Raw genomic sequence first — 21,766 nt, forward strand, 5'->3', positions numbered from 1 at the left:
AAAATCCTTGTGTCATTTGGACCATTTATTGGATTTTGTTTGTGTATAAGGAAGGAGTTATACACAGAACCCTGTGCATAAGTGAATAAACCTGTGTATATATATAGTTGGGAATAAATGTTCGTATACAAAATATAGATAGAGTTTGTGGACATGTGGATATCTCTTGTGATTAAGTTGTTCTTATCTTTGGGATAACTTGTGTATAAAGTTTTCAAACCGTTCTCCAATTTTCATTTCAATTCTCTCAGCTTTCAACAAAACTTCTAAAAACTAGTTGGTTTTTTCACTCATATTGTGACAAAGAATTCTCTTTCAACGGTCTATCATAGAGTCATGAGTTTTGCTAGAGCTGCTAGTTTGCGAGAAAAGAAATCGGCCGTCTTTTCCTGCGGGCTGCGGCTGAGAAAACGGGCTGCTAAAAAAGGCTGCCTGCCAAAAAGAAGCGGAGGGATGTTTTTCTATGAAACGTTTGCTTGTATCTTTACGGGTGTGGATGGTCTTTTTGATGAACTGGGTGACGCCGGACAGAAAAACTGCGGCTGCCGCGGTCTACTCGGCTCAGCGTACATACCAAAGAAAGGCGGCGGTGCAAGCCGCGGGACTTGTTTCGTTTTATGAATGGCGGATGGCTGTGAATGAGGAAGAAAAACAGAAAGCGAAAGCCGCCGCGCTTTATAAAAGAAGGTGTTTGCAAGCCTTCAAGGAATCGCCAAAGCAGGAGAGAGCGGGCCCGCATCTTTACATGGCGGTCAAAAGGAGGTAAAATCCCAGTCAAAAGCAAATTGGCGGGAGAGATAACCTCTTGAAAATCTATAAAGTATTAAACAACAATGCGGCTTTAATAAAAGAGGATGATCAGGAAAAAATCGTGATGGGACCTGGAATCGCTTTTCAAAAAAAGAAAAATGATCTCATCCCTATGAATAAAGTGGAAAAAATCTTTGTCGTGCGCGACGAGAATGAAAAATTCAAACAAATCCTGCAAACACTGCCGGAGGAGCATATAGAGATAGCTGAGGATATCATCAGCTATGCGGAAGGGGAGCTCGCGGCGCCGCTGAGCGACCACATTCATATCGCGCTTTCTGACCATTTATCCTTTGCGATCGAAAGGGTTCAAAATGGGCTGCTTGTGCAGAATAAATTGCTGCATGAGATAAAAGCGCTCTATAAAAAAGAATACGAGATCGGCCTGTGGGCGATCGGACATGTAAAAGAGACATTAGGCGTGTCTCTGCCTGAAGATGAAGCGGGTTATATTGCCCTTCACATCCATACGGCCAAGATGGATGCGGAGAGCATGTATTCAGCGCTGAAGCATACGACCATGATCAAAGAAATGATAGAGAAAATAGAACAATACTTTAATCGAAAGGTGGATGAAAACAGCATTTCCTATCAACGCCTTGTCACGCATTTGCGATACGCGGTCAGCCGGTTGGAATCAAATGAAGCGCTCCATCATATGGACGAGGAGATGCTTTATTTCATCCAAAAAAAGTATTCATTTGCCTATCAATGTGCGCTGGAGCTGGCGGAGTTTTTGAAAAATGAATATCAATTACATTTGCCGGAATCCGAGACCGGCTATATCACGCTGCATGTCCAGCGTCTTCAAGATCTCTCGGAATAACCGCTTTGACTTGCAGGGAGTGATCTCTGGAAGTTTTTTTTATTGATCAGGATTGAGTGTGTAGTACATCCAGCCCATCATGACCATTCCAGCGGTCAGATTCCCGAGCGTAACGGGAATTAAGTTTCGGACTGCTCCCATCAGTGTCACTGTATCAGGGTGCTCGACCAAAAGTGAGATGGCGAATGTGCACATATTGGCAATGCTGTGTTCAAAGCCGGAAATAAAGAAGCAGAAAACGAAAAGCATCATGGTAAAGAGCTTTGCGCCTTCCCCTTTGAGAGCCATTGGAATGAAAAAGGCGAGGCACACAAGCCAATTGCACAGCAATCCTCTGAAAAACAGTTCGGAAGCCGGCGGCTCCATTTTGTGTTCTGCCAGATGAATCAAAAAGGAATGTACGGAAGACTCCTCAAAAAGCCCTGTCGCGCTGATCAGGATGGCAAACAAAATGGCGCCGATTAAATTGCCGGCATAGCTTGATATCCACAAGTACAGGGTGTCGCGCCAGCGGAGTTTTTTTCGGAGCGCGGTATAGGTGAAGTAAAAGGTATTGCCGGTAAATAAATCTCCGCCTCCGTAAGCGATCAGCACAATAGCGGCCCCGAAAGTGACAGCGGCTGCCGGAAAGGCAAATGGAGAATCAGCCATATAGAAATAACTGCCGGTTTTACTTGCGGCTGTAATGCCAAAACCAATAAACATACTGGCCAAAATGGACCGTAGCACATAACGGATTTTGCTTGAAGCGAATATGTGTTGTTTTTTCAAAGCGTACTGTTCAACCTTTTGCAATGCTTGAGTTTCCATGGTCTTTTCCTGCTTTCTATCATGATTGAGCATAGTATAGCATGATATTGTGAACTATTTCACAAATATTTTTTACGAATTTTTGTCTACATGTTTTATCAAACTATTTAACTAAAAAGTAGTTGACGAAAACGCTGTCATGTTTTATGATGAAAGCGTATTCTCAATCTGAATAAGCGGGATTGTGACTGGTAAAGCAGGCAAGACCTAAAATTTGCGAAATGAAAAAAGGATCACTGTGTCCTTTATTCGTTGGCGAATTTTAGGTCTTTTTTGTTTAAATAAAAGGGGGAGAAACAGATGGATTACAAAGAGACTGCAAAACGCCTCATTGAGCTTCTCGGAGGGAAAGATAATATTATCAGCGCGGCTCATTGTGCAACAAGACTGCGTTTAGTGATGAAAGATGAATCAAAGATAGATCAAGCACAGGTTGAAGAGCTTGATGGTGTCAAAGGGGCCTTCAGCAGCTCTGGCCAGTACCAGATCATTTTCGGAACAGGTCTTGTGAATAAAGTATTCGATGCTTTTTCTAAAGAAGCTGATATTGAGCGTGAGGAACACGTCAATCATCAGGATGCGGCAAAAGAAAAGCTGAATCCTGCTGCGAGATTTGCGAAAACGCTTTCTAATATTTTTGTCCCAATTATCCCGGCTATTGTAGCCAGCGGTCTATTAATGGGATTGCTGGGTATGATCAATGCGTTTCATTGGATGAGCAAGGATTCTGCGGTTTTTCAGCTGCTTGATATGTTTTCAAGTGCAGCATTCATTTTCTTGCCGATTCTAATTGGAGTAAGCGCTTCAAAAGAATTTGGCAGCAACCCGTACTTGGGAGCGGTCATTGGGGGAATCATGATTCATCCAAACCTTTTGAATCCATGGGGTTTGGCTGAAGCGACACCTGATTATATGCATCTTTTCGGATTGGATATCGCGCTTCTAGGCTATCAGGGAACTGTCATCCCTGTTCTGCTGGCGGTTTATGTAATGAGCAAGGTAGAGAAATGGACAAGAAAAGTGGTTCCGCATGCGGTAGATTTGCTTGTTACACCTTTTGTTACTGTAATTGTCACCGGGTTTGTTGCTTTTATCGCGATTGGCCCTCTGGGAAGAGCCCTTGGCTCCGGGATTACGGTTGCTTTAACTTATGTGTATGACCATGCCGGTTTTGTTGCAGGGTTGATTTTCGGGGGCACGTATTCACTCATCGTGCTGACAGGTGTTCATCACAGCTTCCATGCGATTGAGGCGGGGCTAATTGCGGATATAGGAAAAAACTACTTGCTGCCGATCTGGTCAATGGCGAATGTCGCACAGGGTGGGGCCGGCCTTGCCGTCTTCTTTATGGCCAAAAAAGCAAAGACAAAAGAAATCGCGCTTCCGGCAGCATTTTCCGCTTTTCTCGGCATTACTGAGCCCGTAATATTCGGAGTTAACCTTCGCTATCGAAAACCGTTTATCGCCGCGATGATCGGAGGCGCATTGGGCGGTGCTTATGTCGTCTTTACTCATGTTGCTGCAAACGCTTATGGGTTAACGGGTATTCCGATGATCGCCATTGCTGCGCCGTTTGGCATGGGCAACTTGATCAACTATCTGATTGGGATGGCCATTGCGGCAGTGTCAGCGTTCATTGCAGCATTTGTCATGAAGATCAATGAGGATGAGGGGAGAAAAAAATGACAGCACATGATCAGGAGCTTCGTCGCCGGGCTTATGAAGAGGTGGAGAAAAAAGAGCCTATCGCTGACAGCGATCCGCATCGCCAGCATTTTCACATCATGCCGCCGGTTGGGCTGCTGAATGACCCGAATGGCGTGATTTATTGGAAGGGCACCTATCATGTATTCTTTCAGTGGCAGCCGTTTCAGACGGGGCACGGCGCGAAATTTTGGGGGCATTATACGGCACAGGATGTTGTGAATTGGAAGCGGGAAGACATTGCGCTCGCTCCGAGTGATTGGTTCGATAAAAACGGCTGCTACTCGGGCAGCGCTGTTCCGAAAGATGATCAGCTCTATCTGTTTTACACAGGAAATGTCAGGGACCAGGAGGGAAATCGGGAAACGTATCAATGCCTTGCTGTTTCTGACGACGGGCTGTCCTTTGAGAAAAAGGGTGTTGTCACCCGCCTTCCGGAAGGATACACCCCCCATTTTCGCGACCCGAAGGTATGGGAGCATGAAGGTACATGGTATATGGTGATTGGTGCGCAAACGGAAAATTTGAAGGGGCAGGCTGTATTGTTTGCTTCTGATAACCTGACGGAGTGGCGATTTCTTGGCCCGATAACTGGCACGGGATTCAACGGGCTGGACGATTTTGGATACATGTGGGAATGCCCTGATTTGTTTACCCTTCAAGGATCCGACGTGCTGATTGTCTCGCCTCAAGGGCTTGAGGCTGACGGTTTCCTTTATCAGAACGTGTACCAGTCAGGTTATTTTGTCGGGCGTCTCGATTATAACAAGCCTGAACTGAAGCATGGTGATTTTAGGGAGCTTGATCAAGGTTTTGATTTTTACGCGCCGCAAACACTTGAAGATGATCAGGGCAGACGAATTTTGTTTGCATGGATGGCTGTGCCTGACCAGGATGAAGGATCTCATCCGACGATTGACTATCACTGGATTCACTGCATGACGCTGCCGAGACAGCTGACGCTATCAGGCGAGAAGCTGATTCAGCAGCCGCTGCCTGAGCTGAAAGCCATGCGCAGAAACGAGAAGAAATTACAAATCCACATGCACGAATCATCTGGCACACTTCCAGTGGAAAACGCTGAAAGAGCTGAGATCTTGCTGGAAGACATTCATACGGAGTCCGGTTTTTCAATCAGTATCCGCGGAACGGCTTCGTTTTCCTTCCATAAAGACGAGGGGATTGTTACGCTGGAACGGACGAGCTTCGACGGAAAAAGAACAGAGTCGAGACATTGCCGCATCAAGGATTTGCATACCGTGCACATGTTTATCGACGCATCCTCTGTTGAAATCTTTATCAATAACGGAGAAGAGGTCTTTAGTGCGAGATATTTTCCTTTCCCGGGAAATCATGAAGTAACAGTCAGTTCGACCGGGAAATCTGAAATGAATGTCAGAATTTGGACCCTTGTGTAGAAAATCCTTCTATTTTCTTATGTGAAATCTAAGCCATCTGTGCTATTCTTCAACGATAACCTACTATTTTTTTCTGTAAAAGGAGTTGTTTTCTTGAATATACATGAACAGAAGATAACACCGGCATGTTTGGAAAAGGCTGCGGACCAAGTTGAAGATAAGCGGGAAGAATATAAGGATGTGTTGCTTCAGCTGAAAAAAATGCTTGGCGGAACAACACCGCACAGTGAAACGGCGGAAATTCTCACGCGGGCATATCAACAAATGAAGGAATATGCACTTTTTGTTCAGTCGATAGAAGCATTTTTGAGGAAATCTGCAAATAATTTAAAAATCAAATAAACAGGCTGCCGAGGGATCGGCAGTTTTTTCTGTGAAAAGTCTTCGGTGATTTAAAAGCGGCTGCCTCTCAGTAAGGCAGCCGCTTTTTTTATGATTGTTGATTCAGGCGCAGGGCAGAATGCTTCGTAGGTCCGACATACTGGTTTAACGGGAAGGATTCTTTAATGGCAGCTGTGATGAATTCTTTCGCTGCGTAAATGGCTTCTTTGACTTCCGCACCTTTGGCAAGCTCCGCTGTCACGGCTGCTGAGAATGTACAGCCTGCGCCATGTGTATAAGGCGTATCGATCATTTCGCTTTCAAGGACTTCCGCTGTTTCACCGTCATAGAGAACATCAACGGCTTTCTCGTGCTTGAGTTTGCCTCCGCCTGTAATGACGACATATTGAGCGCCGAGTGCATGAATTTTTTTCGCGGCTTCGATCATATCGTCAACTGTTTTTAGTTCATCCATGCCGCTGAGCTGGCTGGCTTCAAACAAGTTTGGCGTAATGACAGTGGCTAGCGGAGCCAACTGCTGACGCAGGGCTTGGGCATGCTCTGGATAAAGGACTTCATTAGCACCTTTGCAAACCATAACCGGGTCAATTACCACATTTTTTAATTGTTTTTCTTTGATTGTTTTTGCTGCAAGCTCGATAATGTCAACGGTTGGCAGCATTCCTGTTTTCATGGCGTCCACACCGATGCCGTCCGTAATCGTTGCAAGCTGGGCGCGGATTGTATCAGTATCGATCGGGAATACCTGGTGGTCCCAGCTGTTGTTCGGGTCCATCGCAACGATCACCGTTAAGGCGGTCATCCCGTATACGTTTTTTTCTTGAAATGTTTTTAAATCAGCTTGAATCCCAGCACCGCCGCTGGAATCTGAGCCGGCAATGGTGAGTGCTTTGTGCATAGACATGTCTTGAACCTCCATCGTGTTTTGTCTTTCATTATAGTTAGATTTTCTCTGTATCACAATATAGAAGATCTATAGGAATCATTTGACAATCTCAACGGGCTTTCGTAAAATGCTACATAAGAAAACTAGGTAGGGGTTTTGAGATGTTAAATCGTGAGCTGGTTAAGGGAAGCACGGTTATATTGGTATTGACGCTTCTGAACGAGCGGCCGATGTACGGCTATGAGCTTGTAAAAGAAATGGGAAGCCGCAGCGGAAATGAACTGCAGATGAAAGAAGGGACCTTGTATCCTTCTCTTCACAAGCTTGAACGCCAAGGGTATATTTCTTCCTACTGGGAGAAGCAGGAGAAAGGACCGGACCGCAAATATTACCGGATTACAGACGAGGGCAAAGAAGTGCTGGCGGAACGCACGAAGGAATGGAGCGTATTTTCAGCCATGATGGACCGAATACTGAAGTGGAGCGGACAAAATGGATAAAGAAACATATGTATCCGAAATCAAAAGCGGGCTTAAAGGGCTTCCTGAGGGTGAGGCGATGATAGAAGAGATTGAGAGCCATATTGAACATCATCTGTTTCGCTCTTTTCAGGAAGGAAAGAGTGAGGAGGAAGCTATGCAGACTTTATTGCAGGAGTTTGGAACACCAACTGACATTGTTTCTTCGTTTAAGAAAATACAGCCAGTAACGTTCCGTGCGTTTTTGATGTTCCATCTTTTCTGTAACAGTGCCCTATTCGCTGTCGGCATTGCGATTGCAATAATGCATGTATGGCTTGAATCACCGTTTGTTCAAGCAGTATGGAAAGGCATTTCTGTTTCTGTTTGGCTGATCTTAGCTGCATATATGGTCTACTGGGTGCTGATTGGGTATCAAGGCGTGAAGGAGTTTGGAAAACGCGGAGAAAAGCTTGTTCTACATACGATTCTGATCTCAATGGTGCCAAACGTCATTTTTATGCTTGTTTTTCTATTCAATGTAATTCCTGCTGCGCTGTTTCAATCCTTGTTGACACCTTGGTTTGTTGGAACTTGTGCTTTTGCAACGCTGTTATTTCCGTTATTTGGCCGAATGGGCTGTTATATTGGCAGGCGTCAGCTTGTCTGATTTTTTAGGTATATACATAGAAATTCTATGTAAAGGAGGTGTATGTCGTGAGGATTAGCTCTTGTTTATATGGTTTTGTAGCTCATGGGGCAGTATTTTTGTTTACTGGTGGCTGCATGCTCTTGGCTATGGCAGCCAGCTTGCCTTTTGTTTTTCTGCTTGATCGGCTGCCTGATGTCGTCTTTACAGCAGGTGCCATTCTTACGCTGCTATGTTCATATGCTTATGTCTGGTTTTGGGCGGTCCGATTTGCATATAACCAGAAAATGCGCCTGTTTGAGGTTCAATTGGGGTCCTTTGTGTTGCTAGCCCTCATGATATCTTTGTTTTTATTGGATGGATCTAGTATGAATGACATCATGATGAATTGGGACGATGCAGGCTGTGCTTTTGTGCCGCCGGCTTTTACATTTTTGTGTCTTTCTTATGCACTGGTGCTGCTGCCGGTCTATCAATCTAAGCTGTGGCGTCTTATCCTTCCGAATGGCGTCCGCATGAAAGATATCTTTCATGTCTTTGGAGATCTGATGCTGATCATGGTGCTTCTGATCGGAGCCACTTTGCTGTTTCTATCATTGTAGTATGCCGTTTCAGTAGGATATTCCCACTGATCTCCCGTCCAATATATGTTTTAATAGTACATGACTATGAAAATGAGAAGGAGAGCATCATGAAGATTTCTATCGTAATTGTGACCTATAATCGGATTCCGGCTTTGTGTGAGCTTTTGGAGTCGATTTCCCGCCAGACTTTGAAGCCGTATGAAATTATTATCGTAAATGATGCGGGGGAATCGGTCGTGCCAGTGAAAGCACTGTATCCGGAGCTGCCGATTGCTGTCATCAATTTAGAAAAGAACTCGGGGCATGTGGCTGCGAGAAATGCCGGTGTAAAAGAGGCGTCTGGCGATTGCATTATGCTGTGTGATGACGATGATTTCTTTACGCCAGGGCATGTGGAGAGAATGGCGAAGGAAATAGAAACGGCAGATTTCGTTCATTCTGATGCGGAAATTGTCTCGTTTGAAGAGAAAAACGGAACAAGATATCCTGTTTCACGGAAGCTGTTTGCTTATACCGCAGACTATGAGGATATGAGAGTGTTCTCTACATATGTGCCGTCGGGCAGCATGTACAGACGTTTCTTGCATGATGAAATCGGGTATTTCGATGCTGATGTGCACAATTATTGGGACTGGGATTTTTATTTACGCGCGGCCAAGGATTACCGGGTGAAGCGTGTCCCTTGCGCCAGTGTGATTTATGCCTTCAGTGACGCGGGAGACAATCAGTCTGCGGACCTTGGCGCCAAGCGGAAGCAATATTTGGATCGGTTAAGTGAAAAGCACGGACTCGGAGAGCTGCCGACGAAAAACTTTGCCGTCCTGCTTGAAGAGCCTGAGATGAAAAGGCGGGAAGCAAAAAGTGAAATGGTTTGGGATGGCGAACCTGTTTATTCCAGACTTCATCGTTCGTAAGGAGGCCTGAATCTTGAAACAGCTTTTACAAGACAGCTGGTGGGATCAGCTAAAGGAAGAGTTTGAGAAACCGTATTATCAAGAGCTCAGAGAAATGCTGAAGCGGGAATACGCGGAGCAAACGATTTATCCGGACAGCCGGGACATTTTCAATGCGCTGCATTATACGTCCTATGATGATGTCAAGGTCGTCATTCTGGGGCAAGATCCGTATCACGGGCCGGGACAGGCTCAAGGCTTAAGCTTCTCTGTAAAGCCGGGTGTAAAGCAGCCGCCTTCGTTAAAAAATATTTTTCTTGAGCTGCAGCAGGACATCGGATGCAGCATCCCAAATCACGGATCGCTTGTGAGCTGGGCAAAGCAAGGGGTTCTTTTGCTGAATACTGTGCTGACAGTAAGGCGCGGACAGGCGAATTCCCATAAGGGAAAAGGCTGGGAGCGTCTGACAGACCGGATTATCGATGTGCTGAATGAAAGAGAGCGGCCGGTTATCTTTATTTTGTGGGGACGGCATGCTCAAATGAAAAAAGAACGGATCGACACGTCCAAGCATTTTATCATTGAATCAACGCATCCCAGCCCGTTTTCTGCAAGAAACGGATTTTTCGGGAGCAGACCGTTTTCCCGGGCGAATGCCTATTTGGAGAAAATGGGAGAGGCACCGATTGATTGGTGTATTAAGGATTTGTAAAAAGCGCAGGTGATCTGCGCTTTTTTATTTGAGTATTTTTCGAATCATTCGCAGCCCGTTTTTGGAGGAAGGATAACGAAATGCGAAGTCGAAGCGGTTCGTTTGTTTGACGATGCTTTTTTTGTGCGTAAACGTGTTAAAGCTGTCAAATCCGTGATAGCTGCCGATGCCGCTTTCCCCGACGCCGCCGAATGGCAAATACGGCGTCGCAACATGCATTAACGTATCGTTGACACAGCCTCCGCCAAACGACAGATTCTCTAAAACAGCGCGCTCAGTTTCTTTGTTTGTGGTGAAGAGATACAGGGCGAGCGGCTTTGGGCGCGATTGGACTTTCTCAATGACTTCCCCGATATCACGGTATGTAAAGAGCGGAAGAATCGGCCCGAAAATCTCCTCTTGCATCACTGGAGAGTCATCCTTCACTTGTTCGAGAATGGTCGGCGCAATTTTGTGATGATCAGGATCAGATTGTCCGCCTGTGAGCGGGATGCCATCATTCAGAAAGCTGAGCAGCCGCTGATAGTGCCGTTCACTGACGATTTTCCCGTACTGCGGATTTCGTTCAGGCTGAGGGCCGTAAAATTCTCTGATTGCATGCTTCATTTCTTCCGCCAGCTTCGTTTTGATGTCTTCGTGGACAAATAAATAATCCGGTGCGATGCAGGTTTGTCCCGCATTTGTAAATTTCCCGAAGACGATGCGTTTTGCGGCAAGCCGTATGTCAGCATCCTTATGGACGATGCAGGGGCTTTTTCCGCCGAGCTCCAAGGTTACGGGAATTAATTGTTTGGCGGCGGCCTCCATGACGACTTTTCCCACGGCTACGCTGCCTGTAAAGAAAATGTAGTCAAAGGGCTGCTGTAATAATGCCGTGCTGACGTCGGGCCCGCCTTCTGCCATAGCGACATAATCAGTCGGAAAAACACTGCTGATGAGTTTCGAAAGTGCAGCGGAAACAGCCGGCGTATATTCTGACGGTTTGAGAACGACCGTGTTCCCCGCCGCAATGGCTCCAATCAACGGGGAAAGCGCCAGCTGCAAGGGATAGTTCCAAGGCGCAATCACCAAAACGGTTCCATACGGCTCAGGGATGATGATGCTCTTGGAGCCTAGATGAGTCAGTGGCGTTTTGACTCGTTTGGGCTTGGACCATTTTTTCAGCCGTTTCATGACAAAGCTGATTTCCTCCAAGATGATTCCGATTTCTGTTGAGTACGCTTCTTGCTCAGATTTGTGGAGATCCTGGTAGAGAGCGGCTATGAGATCGGCCTCATGAGTTTTGACGGCTTGTTTCAGCTTCTGCAAAATGTTCAGTCTCGTTTCAAGCGGTCTCGTATGTCCCGCTGCAAAATAGGTTTTATGCTTGCTGACGATAGAGGGGATGTTGTTCATTCCGTCTCTCCTTTTTGTAAGGTATGGTGATTTATTATGTGAAAAATTTCTTCTGCTTGTCAATTGCGCAAGGTTTGTCAGAAAAAATAACAAACTCATTTCTGCGTTCGCGGCAGGAATTTGATAAAATGCAGGAAGATAACATTTATTTTTTGGAGGGTGCTTCATGAACATTCATATATCTGCTTTGATTCAAAAGATGGAAGAAGAGCTGAAAAAAGCAAAAACGGCTGAACGAGATGAGGAGCTGAAGCGTTATGTAGCGGTTGTCCGTTCTCTGTGTGATGTCGTGCTTGATCAGCCGGAGACCGCGAGCGCGCCCCGCATACAGCCGAGCGTTACGCCAAGTCCTGCCCCGCCGCCATCGACAGACCAGCTGATGATGGAAAAAATGATGGGGAGCGCGGGATTAAACAAATATCGAAAGCAAGAAAAAGAGAAGCAGGAAGAGGACGGAAACGGAGAGTCTTTATTTGATTTTTAAAGAGAGAGGTTGAGCTTACGTGAAATTGGTTCTTGGCGCGCTGCAATGGACAGCGTTTATCATTGCTGCGGCGATTGTTGTTCCGGTGGCGGTTGCCCAGTCGTTTCATCTGGATCACTCGGATTCTGCGAGATTGATTCAAAGCACTTTTTTTGTACTGGGAATTGCCGCCGTCATCCAGTGTTTGAAAGGCCACAGACTGCCGATCAATGAAAGCCCCGCCGGTTTGTGGTGGGGAGTGTATACGATCTACGCAGGGCTGACGGGAACTGTGTTTGCGACATATGGAGACACACTGCGGGGGTTGCAGGGAGCTCTTCTTGTAAGCGCTGTATGTTTCTTTTTGTTAAGTGTTTTCAAGGTCATTGACCGGCTTGCAAAATTGTTTACTCCGGTTGTCACGGGCGTCTATTTATTGCTTCTTGTGATGCAGCTGAGTCAGCCGATTATAAAAGGAATTCTCGGGATCGGCTATCGAAAGGACGGGGTGGACGGTCTTGTATTTGGTTTGGCGCTTGTTGTAATCGCTGCCGCCTTTATGATGACAAATTCGAATATCATGTTTTTCAAGCAATATTCTATTTTATTAGCTTTGTTTGGCGGATGGGTGCTGTTTGCGGCTGCCGGGGCGGCAAAGCCGATTGAAATGCCGGACCGGATGTTTCAGCTGCCATCCCTGTTTCCTTTTGGGACTCCGTTATTTAACAGCGGCCTGATCATTACTTCTATATTTATTACCATCTTGCTGATCGTGAATATGCTGGCGAGCATGAAGGTCGTGGACATCGCCGTGAAAAAATTCAGCAAACAGCCTGATGGAAAGCATCATGAACGCCATGCCGGTTTTGCCGCTTCATTCAGCCATTTGCTTAGCGGCTTGACGGGTGCCATTGCACCGGTTCCGATTTCGGGAGCGGCAGGTTTTATTGAAACAACCAAAATGCCTTCTAAAAAACCGTTTATGCTCGGCAGTATTCTGGTTATCGTGATCAGCGTGATCCCGTTTTTTATGAATACGTTTGCGAGCCTGCCGTCACCCGTCGGATTCGCGGTGAATTTTGTTGTTTTTTCCGCAATGGGCGGTCTGGCCTTTGCCGAATTTGATTCATATGAGAAAGAAGAATTAAAAAGGGTGCGGTCTGTCATCGGCATCTCACTGCTGACAGGGGTCGGTATCATGTTTGTTCCTGAAACTGCGTTAAAAGGATTGCATCCGGTATTTATTTCTCTGTTAAGCAACGGGCTCGTATTAGGGACGCTTGCTGCAATAGGGGCTGACCAGTTCCAGCTTTGGCGCAGGAGAAAATCCGACAATCTCGTGTCAACGGAGAACAAACATTGAATTTTGGTGCAGGTGCGATAAGATAAATGATATGAGTTTAACGAAAAGGCGGGAGAGATAGATGAAAGTTTTTATCATATTAGGGGCCATTAACGCCCTGCTTGCTGTGGGGCTCGGAGCATTTGGCGCTCACGGATTAGAAGGGAAAATACCTGATAAATATCTTCAGGTTTGGCACACAGGCGTGCAGTATCATATGTATCACGCTCTGGGGCTTTTCGTTGTCGCGTTTCTGGCTGATAAATTATCCGGCATAGGCAGTGTCACGACAGCCGGATGGCTGATGTTTGCGGGAATCGTGCTGTTCTCCGGAAGCCTATATATTCTAAGTGTGACGCAAATCTCCATTCTTGGCGCGATCACTCCGCTCGGCGGTGTGGCGTTTATTATTTCTTGGATTATGGTTGTTGTCGCAGCCGTCAAATATCTCTAAACAAAAAAGCCAATCCTCATCATATGAGTGATTGGCTTTTTTCTTATCTTGGCGAATAGGACGCCATGGAATATGGATACGTATAAGCAATTTCTTCATCAAATGTAATGTAATCGAGGTAGATTGTCAGGAGCAGATAGCGTGTTCCTGATTTCGGGTCGCTGATAATGATGTGATCCCGGCCCGCTGCTTCGATGACGCCGCGAAAGATCTTCGAGCCCCATTCCTTGCTGTTTTCAAATGTCATATAAATGGTGGCTGTTTTTCCCCGATTCAGGCGCAAAATATTTTCGATATAAGATTCCTCAACAGGCAGCATGCCGGGAACGCTTTGGCCCGGTGCTGATGGTGTAGGCCCCGAAGGAATTTGAAACCCGCCGCCCTGCTGCTGGCCCGGAAATCCAAACCCCTGCTGTCCTTGCTGTCCCTGCTGCATTGGCATCATTGGCTGCATCCCCATCGTCTGCATTTGTGACCCTTGGCCTTGCTGCGGGTAAGGGTTGGCGCCAAACTGAGGCTGATACCCCTGCATATTATCAAATCCCTGCATTTGCTGGTATTGATTTTTTTTCGGTTTCATATCGTTCCTCCTTTTTATGAAAGCCATTCAAAACATGTTCTGGATGTATAGGTGAACGCTCCGCGATGACTCACCTCCGATGGAAAACGATCTTAGTCGCTGGTGCGATTTTTATCTCTTTCACCTTATGAGGCTGATGCTTGGAATATGCTGAAAAAGAACAGCGGACGGATCAGATTTCACTCTGGGCAGCCGCTGTTTTTCATAGACATACACAAACTTTTCGCATATTGGTTTGTATCCCTAGCGCAACTTGAGCGTAAGCGACATAAGATAACGATAGTTTCAGGTGTGAAGTTCCAAGAAGGAGGTGTAGGATTTGCCGAAAGTATCAGTCATTATGACGAGCTATAACAAAAGCGATTATGTGGCAAAGTCCATTTCTAGCATACTCTCACAAACGTTTTCAGATTTTGAATTGTTTATTATGGATGACAACTCCAATGAAGAGACGCTGAATGTAATCCGTCCTTTTTTGAATGATAACCGAGTGCGTTTTTATCAAAGCGATGTATCTGGAGTAAAGGAAAGAACAGAAAAAACAAGGTACGCGGCACTGATCAATCAGGCAATTGAGATGGCGGAGGGTGAATATATCACCTATGCGACGGATGACAACATCTATATGCCGGACCGGCTCCTGAAAATGGTGCAAGAGCTCGATGCCCATCCTGAAAAGGCTGTGATTTACTCAGCCTCCAAAACCTATCATTTAAACGAGCATCGCGACATTGTAAAAGAAACGGTCAGGCCTGCCGCTCAAGTGACATGGAACGCGCCGTGCGCCATCGATCATTGCTCGGTGATGCACAGATATTCGGTGCTTGAGAAGGTGAAGGAGAAGTTTGGCTCCTATTGGGATGAAAGCCCGGCGTTTTACCGTATAGGAGATGCCCGGTTCTTTTGGAGAGTCAATCATTTTTATCCGTTTTACCCGCTGGATGAGGAGCTGGACCTGAATTATATTACCGACCAATCGATTCACTTTCAGCTGTTTGAATCAGAAAAAAATGAATTTGTCAGGAACCTGCCTCCGCAGCGAAATTGCCGAGAGCTGCGTGAATCATTAAAGAAGCTTGGAATGGGGTGAGAGCTTGTCGGCCTATTTAAGCAATTATTGGGTGCTGTACCGGAAGTATGTCGAGCTTTTTGACAAACTTCGCTACAAAGGGATTCCGCTTGGGCTTATCAGTAATTTTTATCAATACATCAGCCCTGAGCTGAGGGTGATGATGGAAGAAGAACCGGAGTTATTCGGACCGGTGGATCAGCATATTGATGAGGGGCAGATTCAGCCGTTTTTTGAAGAAAGAATCCAAAACATCGTTAAAACAAATGACGAACCTGTTAAAGGGAAAGTCATTTTGCACTTTGATTACCTGCGTTTTTCAAACGAAAATTACTATCAATTTGATCCTGAAAAAACCGCTGTTCTGGCCAGATGGAGTTTGCCGCATTATTGTGATCTGCCTGTGATTAGCAAGCGGGAGATTGCGGAATCATGCCAAAAAGGCGATTCGAAGCCTTATCTCGAAACAGCCTGTTCGATTCTCGCCCCTTATGATGACCACCCGGCATTTGGTGATCAAGCGTTTCGTGACCGGCTTTTCAAAGACATTCCTTTATTTATAGAGGCCATTGATACAGTTGATGCGCTGTTTGAACAGGAAAAGATTTCAGCTGTTATTGTCGGTACGGCAGAAGATATTTACAGCAGGGTGCTTGCTCTCATGTGTCAAAGGAAAGGGGCCGTCAGCATTTGTCTTCAGCATGGCGCGTTGATGGGAGATGAAGCCTTCATTCCTGTTTTTACAACCTATCAAGCAGTTTTCGGTGCGTATGAAGCAGAGTGGTTCTTACGAAAAGGCTGTAAACCCGAGCAGATTCTAGTAACGGGACATCCCCGCTTCGATCAGATTTTTAACAGAACACCAATGGATATGTCCATATTCTATCGAAAACTTGCTTTTCATCCGTCTAAAAAAATTGTGCTCATTGCCACTCAGCCCTTTTCAGAAGATTTTTATTCCGGTGTGCTGGAAGGGCTTTCTGATCAGAAGCAGCTGCAAATCATCATCAAACCCCACCCGTGGGAAATTGGGAAAAACAAGCTTGACCTGTATCATGCAGCGGCGAAAAAACATCAAGCATGCAGAGTCATCAAAAAGGAGCTGGACCTTTATGACTTGCTGCCGTATGCTGATGCCGCAGTGACGCAGACCTCAACAGTCGGTCTCGAAGCCATGCTGTTTCAAAAGCCTGTGCTGATCGGCAAATCATCCGGAAATCGTTCGTATCCGTACTATGAATCTCTTGGCGATTTTATGTTTGACCAGCCGGATGAACTGGCACACACCTTGGTTGAGGTTCTTCGAAGCCCTGTCGTGCATCAAAAAGCGGAAGAGGCGCGTCTGGCATTCATAGCGGCTAATTATCCGGTGGCAGAATCAACAAACGCTTTATTTACGGAACTGAAAGCCAAAACAGGGGTTGATTATAGGCGGGAAGATACTGAATAAAATGATAGGAGCGCAAAGAAATGGTGCAAAAGAGAAATCATTTTCTCCCTTACTCATTGCCGTTAATCGGTAAGGAAGAAATTCAGGAGGTTACTGAAACGCTTGAATCGGGATGGCTCTCCAAAGGCCCGAAGGTTCAGCAGTTTGAAAAAGAGTTTGCCGCATTTGTCGGGGCGAAACACGCCGTGGCGGTGAATTCATGTACCGCAGCTTTATTTTTGGCTTTGAAAGCAAAAGGAATCGGTCCTGGGGACGAGGTCATTACCTCTCCGCTTACGTTCAGCTCGACCGCCAATACGATTATTCATACAGGAGCGACGCCTGTGTTTGCGGACATTGACGAAAACACGCTCAATATTGACCCGGTAAAGCTTGAGGCAGCCGTCACACCGCGAACGAAAGCAGTTGTACCTGTCCACTTTGGCGGGCAGTCCTGCGATATGGATGCGATTTTGGCAATTGCCCAAAAACATGGTTTATTCGTGCTGGAGGATGCGGCGCATGCGGTATATACGACTTATAAGCACAGAATGATCGGTTCGATCGGGGATGCAACGGCATTCAGCTTTTACGCCACCAAAAACCTGGCGACAGGGGAAGGCGGCATGCTCACGACAGATGATGAGGAGCTTGCTGATAAGATTCGGGTGCTAAGCCTTCACGGCATGAGTAAAGCCGCATGGAACCGTTATTCTTCAAATGGCAGCTGGTACTATGAAGTCGAATCGCCCGGCTATAAGATGAATATGTTTGATTTGCAGGCGGCCCTCGGACTTCATCAGCTGAAACGGCTGGATGATATGCAGAAACGGAGAGAAGAGATTGCCGGCCGCTATCAAACCGCTTTTCAGCAGATTCCGGGATTGATCACGCCGTTTGTCCATGATGACGGCAGGCACGCCTGGCATTTATATGTTCTGCAAGTTGATGAAAAAAAGGCTGGGGTCACGCGAAGCGAAATGATTACGGCTTTAAAGGATAAATACAATATCGGCACGAGCGTTCATTTTATTCCAGTACACATTCATCCGTATTATCAAAAGCAATTTGGATATAAGGAAGCGGACTTTCCGAATGCCATGAATTACTATAAACGAACCCTTTCCCTCCCGCTTTATCCATCAATGTCTGACGACGATGTACATGATGTCATTGAAGCTGTGCGGGATATCGTAAAAGGGGCTGATTAAGTGTATACGGTAAAAGAACATGTCTCCAAAGAGGCGATTGAGGAATTTCTCCAAAGCAGACAGCTTACATTGGATGTTCCGTATCAATTTTCCCTCGGCCTTTTTGAAAACAGCAGGCTCCAAGGCGTATTGCTTTACGAAGATTCTTTGTGGGAAAGCAAGGTGCTTCAGAAGAAAGTCATGAATGTCAAACTTCTTGCGGCGAACAGCACCGGGCAGCTGAAGAGGCTGTTTGAAGCTTTTTATTCTGTACGCCAAATGGATGAAACGGATTTTATCTTTGTCCGTGTTCCGGCTGAAGATATCGGAGCCGCGCATGTGATACAGCAGCAGCCGTCCTCTTACTTTGTCGGCAGTTTGCTGAAGCTGGCGATGCCTCCGTCTTTTTATGACAAAACCCCGCCATTTTTTGAACTGGGTCCGCCTGAGCCCGGAGACACAGAAGCGATATGTGAGCTGGCCCGAGACTCGTTTGCAAAAAGCAGATATTTTCAGGACCCTCATCTCAGCCGCGATGCAGCAAACAACATTTTTCAGGAGTGGACACGAAACAATCTGAATGGAAGGGCGGCGGTTAATATTGTCGCTAAACACAATGGCGAGGTCATCGGTTATCTTCAGGGCTTATCAAGGGATGATGAGTGCATTCTCGATTTGATGGCTGTAAAGCCGGGATTTGAAGGAAAACGTATTGCCTTTCATTTATTGGCGAATCTCATAGAACAACCGGAGATCCAGAAGCATAGAACGGTAACAGCGGGGACGCAGCTTCACAATGTAAGGGCGATCCGCCTTTATGAACGAATGGGCTTCACCGCTGAACAATCGTATTACTATTATCATATTTGGCGGGCAAGGAGGCGAAATAATGGCAAAGTTTCAGATTGCGAATAAAACTGTAGGCCATGACGCTCCTGTATTTATTATCGCCGAGGCGGGGATTAATCATGACGGGAAGCTTGATCAGGCTTTTGCGCTGATAGATGCCGCGGCGGAAGCGGGAGCGGATGCCGTTAAATTTCAAATGTTCCAGGCTGATAGGATGTATCAGAAAGATCCTGGTTTGTACAAAACGGCAGCGGGCAAGGACGTCTCTATTTTTTCTTTGGTTCAATCTATGGAAATGCCCGCTGAGTGGATTTCACCGTTATTGGATTACTGCCGCGAAAAGCAGGTAATCTTTTTAAGCACGGTATGTGACGAAGGGTCAGCTGATCTGCTTCAGTCCACCTCGCCGAGCGCTTTTAAAATCGCATCCTATGAAATTAACCATCTCCCGCTGCTCAAATATGTTGCCAGGCTGAACAGGCCGATGATTTTCTCGACAGCCGGAGCTGAAATCTCTGATGTTCACGAAGCTTGGAGCACCATCAGGGCAGAGGGAAACAATCAAATTGCCATAATGCATTGTGTGGCGAAATACCCCGCACCGCCGGAGTACAGCAACCTTAGCGTCATTCCGATGCTTGCCGCCGCTTTTCCTGAGGCGGTGATCGGCTTCTCGGATCATAGCGAGCATCCGACAGAAGCGCCATGTGCCGCGGTTCGGCTTGGAGCAAGATTGATAGAAAAGCATTTTACGATCGATAAAAATCTGCCGGGTGCCGACCACTCGTTTGCATTAAATCCGGATGAATTGAAAGAAATGGTCGATGGCATCAGGAAAACGGAGGCTGAGCTGAAACAGGGGATCAAAAAGCCGATCTCTGAAAAACTGCTTGGCAGTTCATACAAAACAACAACCGCCATCGAAGGAGAAATCAGAAATTTTGCATACAGAGGCATTTTTACAACAGCTCCGATTCAAAAAGGTGAGGTCTTTAGTGAAGACAATATCGCAGTGCTTCGGCCCGGACAAAAGCCGCAGGGACTGCACCCGAGATTTTTTGAACTGCTGACCGGCGGTGTTCGGGCTGTAAGAGACATCCCGGCCGACACAGGCATTGCCTGGGATGACATTTTAATGAAGGACAGCCCGTTTCATGAATGACATTCTATTTATCATTCAAGCGAGAATGGGTTCAACAAGGCTGCCGGGAAAAGTGCTTCGGCCGATTGGATCGGATCGTTTACTTGATATTCTCGTTCATCGCGTCCGGAAAAGCGCGTTTTACCAAAAGGATCGGGATAATCTTGTCATTGCCACGTCTGACAAAGAAACCGACGACATATTAGAGGCGCATTGCACCAAACATGGCTATCGCGTTTTCCGCGGGAGCGAAGAACGTGTTCTCGATAGGTTTGTCAAGGTCATAGAGGCTGTCAAACCGTCAGTTATCATCCGGTTAACGGGTGATCATCCGTTTGTTGATCCAGAGCTGCTCGATGTAATGATTAAGGCGCATTTTGATCAAGGCGCGGATTATACGTATCTCCTGAATGCCCCATTAGGGATTTGCGGCGAAGTGGTCAACGCCAACCTGTTAATTGACATCAGCCGTATTCAGGCTTTGGAGGATCAATATCAGGAGCATGTCACGTTATATGTGAGAAATCATCCAGCTCTTTATCACGTCCAGTTTTTAGAAGCACCGGAACGGTTTCGCGCCCCTCGATATCGGCTGACCATTGATACAAAGGAAGACTATGAATCGATAAAGGCCCTCTATCAAAAAGCAGGCGAGCGCCCCAATGTATCAGCCTCTGAGCTCATCAGCATTCTGAACCGAAACTCTGATGCGGCGATCAAACGAGAGGCTGACTAGCCATGCGTGTTGGGATCGTTGCAGACGGGGGCTATGAAAAGGGAATGGGCCATGTTGTCCGGATGAAGAGACTTGCGGAAGAACTCAAACAGAGCTGCTTGATTACGTTTTACACGAATCAGGAGTCTGAAGCGTTTCTTCATGAAGAGCATTGGCGTGTCATCGTAAAACCGGAGCTGCAGCAGCACGAATTTATTCTCCGGGAAATAAAAAGCAAGAAGCTTGATTTGCTTTTATTTGATATTCTAGGTGCGCCTGCAGAGCTGTTAAAGAAAATAAAGACGGAAACAGATGCGAAAATTGTTCTCTTTGAAGAGAAAAATGGTAAATCGATTCAATTTAGTGACGCGGTCATTAACGGCATTTACGGTGACATCAGAGGCAGGGTGTACGTTCAGGGAAACACACGCATCTATGAAGGCCCGGACTATCTTATTCTTCACCCCGCCTTTCAGGCCGCAAGAGAGAATTACACACTTAAGAAAGACTGCCGCACTATCCTTGTTGCATTAGGAGGAAGTGATCCGAAGCAGCTTATTTTTAAAGTGCTGGCTGCCGCTGATCAAGTCCCCGCTATAAAAGACAAAAACATGATGTTGGTGATGGGGAGCGCTTCACCGCATCAAGAGGCAGTCCGAAGGCAGATCGAAAAGAAGCCGCAGTACAAGGTGATCGAACAGATAAATGATATGGCGGGTTTGATGAAACAAGCGGACGCAGCCATTGTCGCCGGCGGCATCTCACTGTATGAAGCCATTTGCATCGGCGTGCCGTGCCTTGTTCTCTCTCAGGTTGAACATCAAACGGCAACAGCCAAAAGATTTGCCGGGCAAGGTGCCGCTCTTGATCTTGGCTTGGGTGAGCTTGTACCGGGTGAAACACTCATTTATCAGATGTCGCGCATTATGAGCAGCTATCCTCTTCGCCTTTCTTTGCACAAAGGAGGAAGGCCGTTCGTGGATGGAAAAGGCATCAAGCGGGTAACAGCTATTCTTCAAGAATTACATGAACAAAAGGTATAAAAAT

Annotated in this window: 23 protein-coding genes and 1 pseudogene; 20 read left to right on the forward strand and 4 right to left on the reverse strand. The window is 46.3% G+C overall.

Translation table 11 applies throughout. The features are described 5' to 3' along the window. The first annotated feature begins 463 nt into the window (after positions 1-463). Entirely contained in the window at positions 464-766 is a 303-nt protein-coding gene (locus ACQXR1_RS00450; protein WP_003222155.1) for a hypothetical protein, read from the forward strand. Between the two features lie 39 nt (positions 767-805). Next, positions 806-1,636, forward strand: a complete 831-nt coding sequence (gene sacT / locus ACQXR1_RS00455) for a sac operon transcriptional antiterminator SacT (RefSeq protein WP_243571645.1) — start codon at positions 806-808, stop codon at positions 1,634-1,636. A gap of 39 nt (positions 1,637-1,675) precedes the next feature. On the opposite strand, the gene ACQXR1_RS00460 is transcribed toward sacT, so the two are convergent. Continuing rightward, positions 1,676-2,446 carry a formate/nitrite transporter family protein gene (locus tag ACQXR1_RS00460; protein ID WP_069838464.1) on the reverse strand — a complete coding sequence of 257 codons (771 nt, stop codon included), beginning with the start codon at positions 2,444-2,446 and terminating at the stop codon, positions 1,676-1,678. Positions 2,447-2,746: 300 nt separating this feature from the next. On the opposite strand from ACQXR1_RS00460, the gene scrA reads away from it, so the two are divergent. The 3 genes from scrA (at position 2,747) to ACQXR1_RS00475 (ending at position 5,910) form a co-directional block, all read left to right on the forward strand. Further along, a complete protein-coding gene (gene scrA / locus ACQXR1_RS00465; RefSeq protein ID WP_069838465.1) occupies positions 2,747-4,132 on the forward strand; it encodes a PTS system sucrose transporter subunit IIBC in 1,386 nt (461 codons plus the stop codon). Next, a complete protein-coding gene (gene sacA, locus ACQXR1_RS00470; protein ID WP_430771546.1) occupies positions 4,129-5,568 on the forward strand; it encodes a sucrose-6-phosphate hydrolase in 1,440 nt (479 codons plus the stop codon). The genes scrA and sacA overlap by 4 nt, the downstream gene beginning before the upstream one ends. Before the next feature lie 93 nt (positions 5,569-5,661). Next, positions 5,662-5,910, forward strand: coding sequence for a hypothetical protein (locus tag ACQXR1_RS00475; protein WP_430771547.1), 249 nt, complete (start codon positions 5,662-5,664; stop codon positions 5,908-5,910). Between the two features lie 88 nt (positions 5,911-5,998). On the opposite strand, the gene ACQXR1_RS00480 is transcribed toward ACQXR1_RS00475, so the two are convergent. Next, complete coding sequence (locus ACQXR1_RS00480) at positions 5,999-6,814, reverse strand: bifunctional hydroxymethylpyrimidine kinase/phosphomethylpyrimidine kinase (RefSeq protein ID WP_103749234.1); 816 nt, start codon at positions 6,812-6,814, stop codon at positions 5,999-6,001. Between the two features lie 143 nt (positions 6,815-6,957). Between ACQXR1_RS00480 and ACQXR1_RS00485 the strand changes: the two genes are divergently transcribed. From ACQXR1_RS00485 to ACQXR1_RS00505, 5 genes are all read left to right on the forward strand, one after another. After that, on the forward strand, positions 6,958-7,296 hold the full coding sequence (locus ACQXR1_RS00485; protein ID WP_003227432.1) for a PadR family transcriptional regulator: 339 nt from the start codon (positions 6,958-6,960) through the stop codon (positions 7,294-7,296). Continuing rightward, positions 7,289-7,924, forward strand: a complete 636-nt coding sequence (locus ACQXR1_RS00490; RefSeq protein WP_430771548.1) for a permease prefix domain 1-containing protein — start codon at positions 7,289-7,291, stop codon at positions 7,922-7,924. Before ACQXR1_RS00485 ends, ACQXR1_RS00490 begins: the two co-directional genes overlap by 8 nt. 47 nt (positions 7,925-7,971) lie before the next feature. Then, complete coding sequence (locus tag ACQXR1_RS00495) at positions 7,972-8,505, forward strand: hypothetical protein (RefSeq protein WP_168781544.1); 534 nt, start codon at positions 7,972-7,974, stop codon at positions 8,503-8,505. Positions 8,506-8,594: 89 nt separating this feature from the next. After that, the gene (locus ACQXR1_RS00500) at positions 8,595-9,401 is read left to right on the forward strand and encodes a glycosyltransferase family 2 protein (RefSeq protein ID WP_047183375.1); all 807 of its coding nucleotides are present in this window, start codon (positions 8,595-8,597) and stop codon (positions 9,399-9,401) included. Between the two features lie 13 nt (positions 9,402-9,414). Further along, a complete protein-coding gene (locus ACQXR1_RS00505) occupies positions 9,415-10,092 on the forward strand; it encodes a uracil-DNA glycosylase (protein WP_040081472.1) in 678 nt (225 codons plus the stop codon). Between the two features lie 24 nt (positions 10,093-10,116). On the opposite strand, the gene ACQXR1_RS00510 is transcribed toward ACQXR1_RS00505, so the two are convergent. Next, complete coding sequence (locus ACQXR1_RS00510) at positions 10,117-11,487, reverse strand: aldehyde dehydrogenase (RefSeq protein WP_430771549.1); 1,371 nt, start codon at positions 11,485-11,487, stop codon at positions 10,117-10,119. A 166-nt stretch (positions 11,488-11,653) separates the two neighbouring features. Here ACQXR1_RS00510 and ACQXR1_RS00515 point away from each other — a divergent pair, with 166 nt between their 5' ends. The 3 genes from ACQXR1_RS00515 (at position 11,654) to ACQXR1_RS00525 (ending at position 13,746) form a co-directional block, all read left to right on the forward strand. After that, positions 11,654-11,971: a YwdI family protein gene (locus ACQXR1_RS00515; RefSeq protein ID WP_014665825.1), complete on the forward strand. Its 318-nt coding sequence runs from the start codon at positions 11,654-11,656 to the stop codon at positions 11,969-11,971. 19 nt (positions 11,972-11,990) lie between these two features. Next, complete coding sequence (locus ACQXR1_RS00520; RefSeq protein WP_095431121.1) at positions 11,991-13,313, forward strand: purine/pyrimidine permease; 1,323 nt, start codon at positions 11,991-11,993, stop codon at positions 13,311-13,313. Positions 13,314-13,374: 61 nt separating this feature from the next. Continuing rightward, positions 13,375-13,746, forward strand: a complete 372-nt coding sequence (locus ACQXR1_RS00525; protein ID WP_014665823.1) for a DUF423 domain-containing protein — start codon at positions 13,375-13,377, stop codon at positions 13,744-13,746. Between the two features lie 43 nt (positions 13,747-13,789). Here the strand turns inward: ACQXR1_RS00525 and gerQ are convergent, their stop codons facing one another. Further along, on the reverse strand, positions 13,790-14,326 hold the full coding sequence (gerQ, locus tag ACQXR1_RS00530) for a spore coat protein GerQ (protein WP_014665822.1): 537 nt from the start codon (positions 14,324-14,326) through the stop codon (positions 13,790-13,792). Between the two features lie 319 nt (positions 14,327-14,645). Between gerQ and spsA the strand changes: the two genes are divergently transcribed. The 7 genes and pseudogenes from spsA (at position 14,646) to ACQXR1_RS00565 (ending at position 21,762) form a co-directional block, all read left to right on the forward strand. Further along, positions 14,646-15,416, forward strand: a complete 771-nt coding sequence (gene spsA, locus ACQXR1_RS00535; protein WP_069150540.1) for a spore coat dTDP-glycosyltransferase SpsA — start codon at positions 14,646-14,648, stop codon at positions 15,414-15,416. 4 nt (positions 15,417-15,420) lie between these two features. Then, the gene (locus ACQXR1_RS00540) at positions 15,421-16,845 is read left to right on the forward strand and encodes a CDP-glycerol glycerophosphotransferase family protein (RefSeq protein ID WP_430771550.1); all 1,425 of its coding nucleotides are present in this window, start codon (positions 15,421-15,423) and stop codon (positions 16,843-16,845) included. A 20-nt stretch (positions 16,846-16,865) separates the two neighbouring features. Then, positions 16,866-18,035, forward strand: a complete 1,170-nt coding sequence (locus tag ACQXR1_RS00545) for a DegT/DnrJ/EryC1/StrS family aminotransferase (protein WP_430771551.1) — start codon at positions 16,866-16,868, stop codon at positions 18,033-18,035. After that, positions 18,036-18,904, forward strand: a pseudogene (locus tag ACQXR1_RS00550) (GNAT family N-acetyltransferase). It abuts the gene before it with no gap. After that, complete coding sequence (locus ACQXR1_RS00555; RefSeq protein WP_306645617.1) at positions 18,904-20,025, forward strand: N-acetylneuraminate synthase family protein; 1,122 nt, start codon at positions 18,904-18,906, stop codon at positions 20,023-20,025. Before ACQXR1_RS00550 ends, ACQXR1_RS00555 begins: the two are co-directional and overlap by 1 nt. Next, positions 20,018-20,740: a glycosyltransferase family protein gene (locus tag ACQXR1_RS00560; RefSeq protein WP_069838476.1), complete on the forward strand. Its 723-nt coding sequence runs from the start codon at positions 20,018-20,020 to the stop codon at positions 20,738-20,740. The genes ACQXR1_RS00555 and ACQXR1_RS00560 overlap by 8 nt, the downstream gene beginning before the upstream one ends. A gap of 2 nt (positions 20,741-20,742) precedes the next feature. Next, the gene (locus ACQXR1_RS00565) at positions 20,743-21,762 is read left to right on the forward strand and encodes a PseG/SpsG family protein (RefSeq protein WP_430771552.1); all 1,020 of its coding nucleotides are present in this window, start codon (positions 20,743-20,745) and stop codon (positions 21,760-21,762) included. The last annotated feature ends 4 nt before the right edge of the window (positions 21,763-21,766 follow it).

Source organism: Bacillus sp. ATD (genome assembly GCF_050585765.1).
GTDB lineage: Bacteria > Bacillota > Bacilli > Bacillales > Bacillaceae > Bacillus > Bacillus stercoris.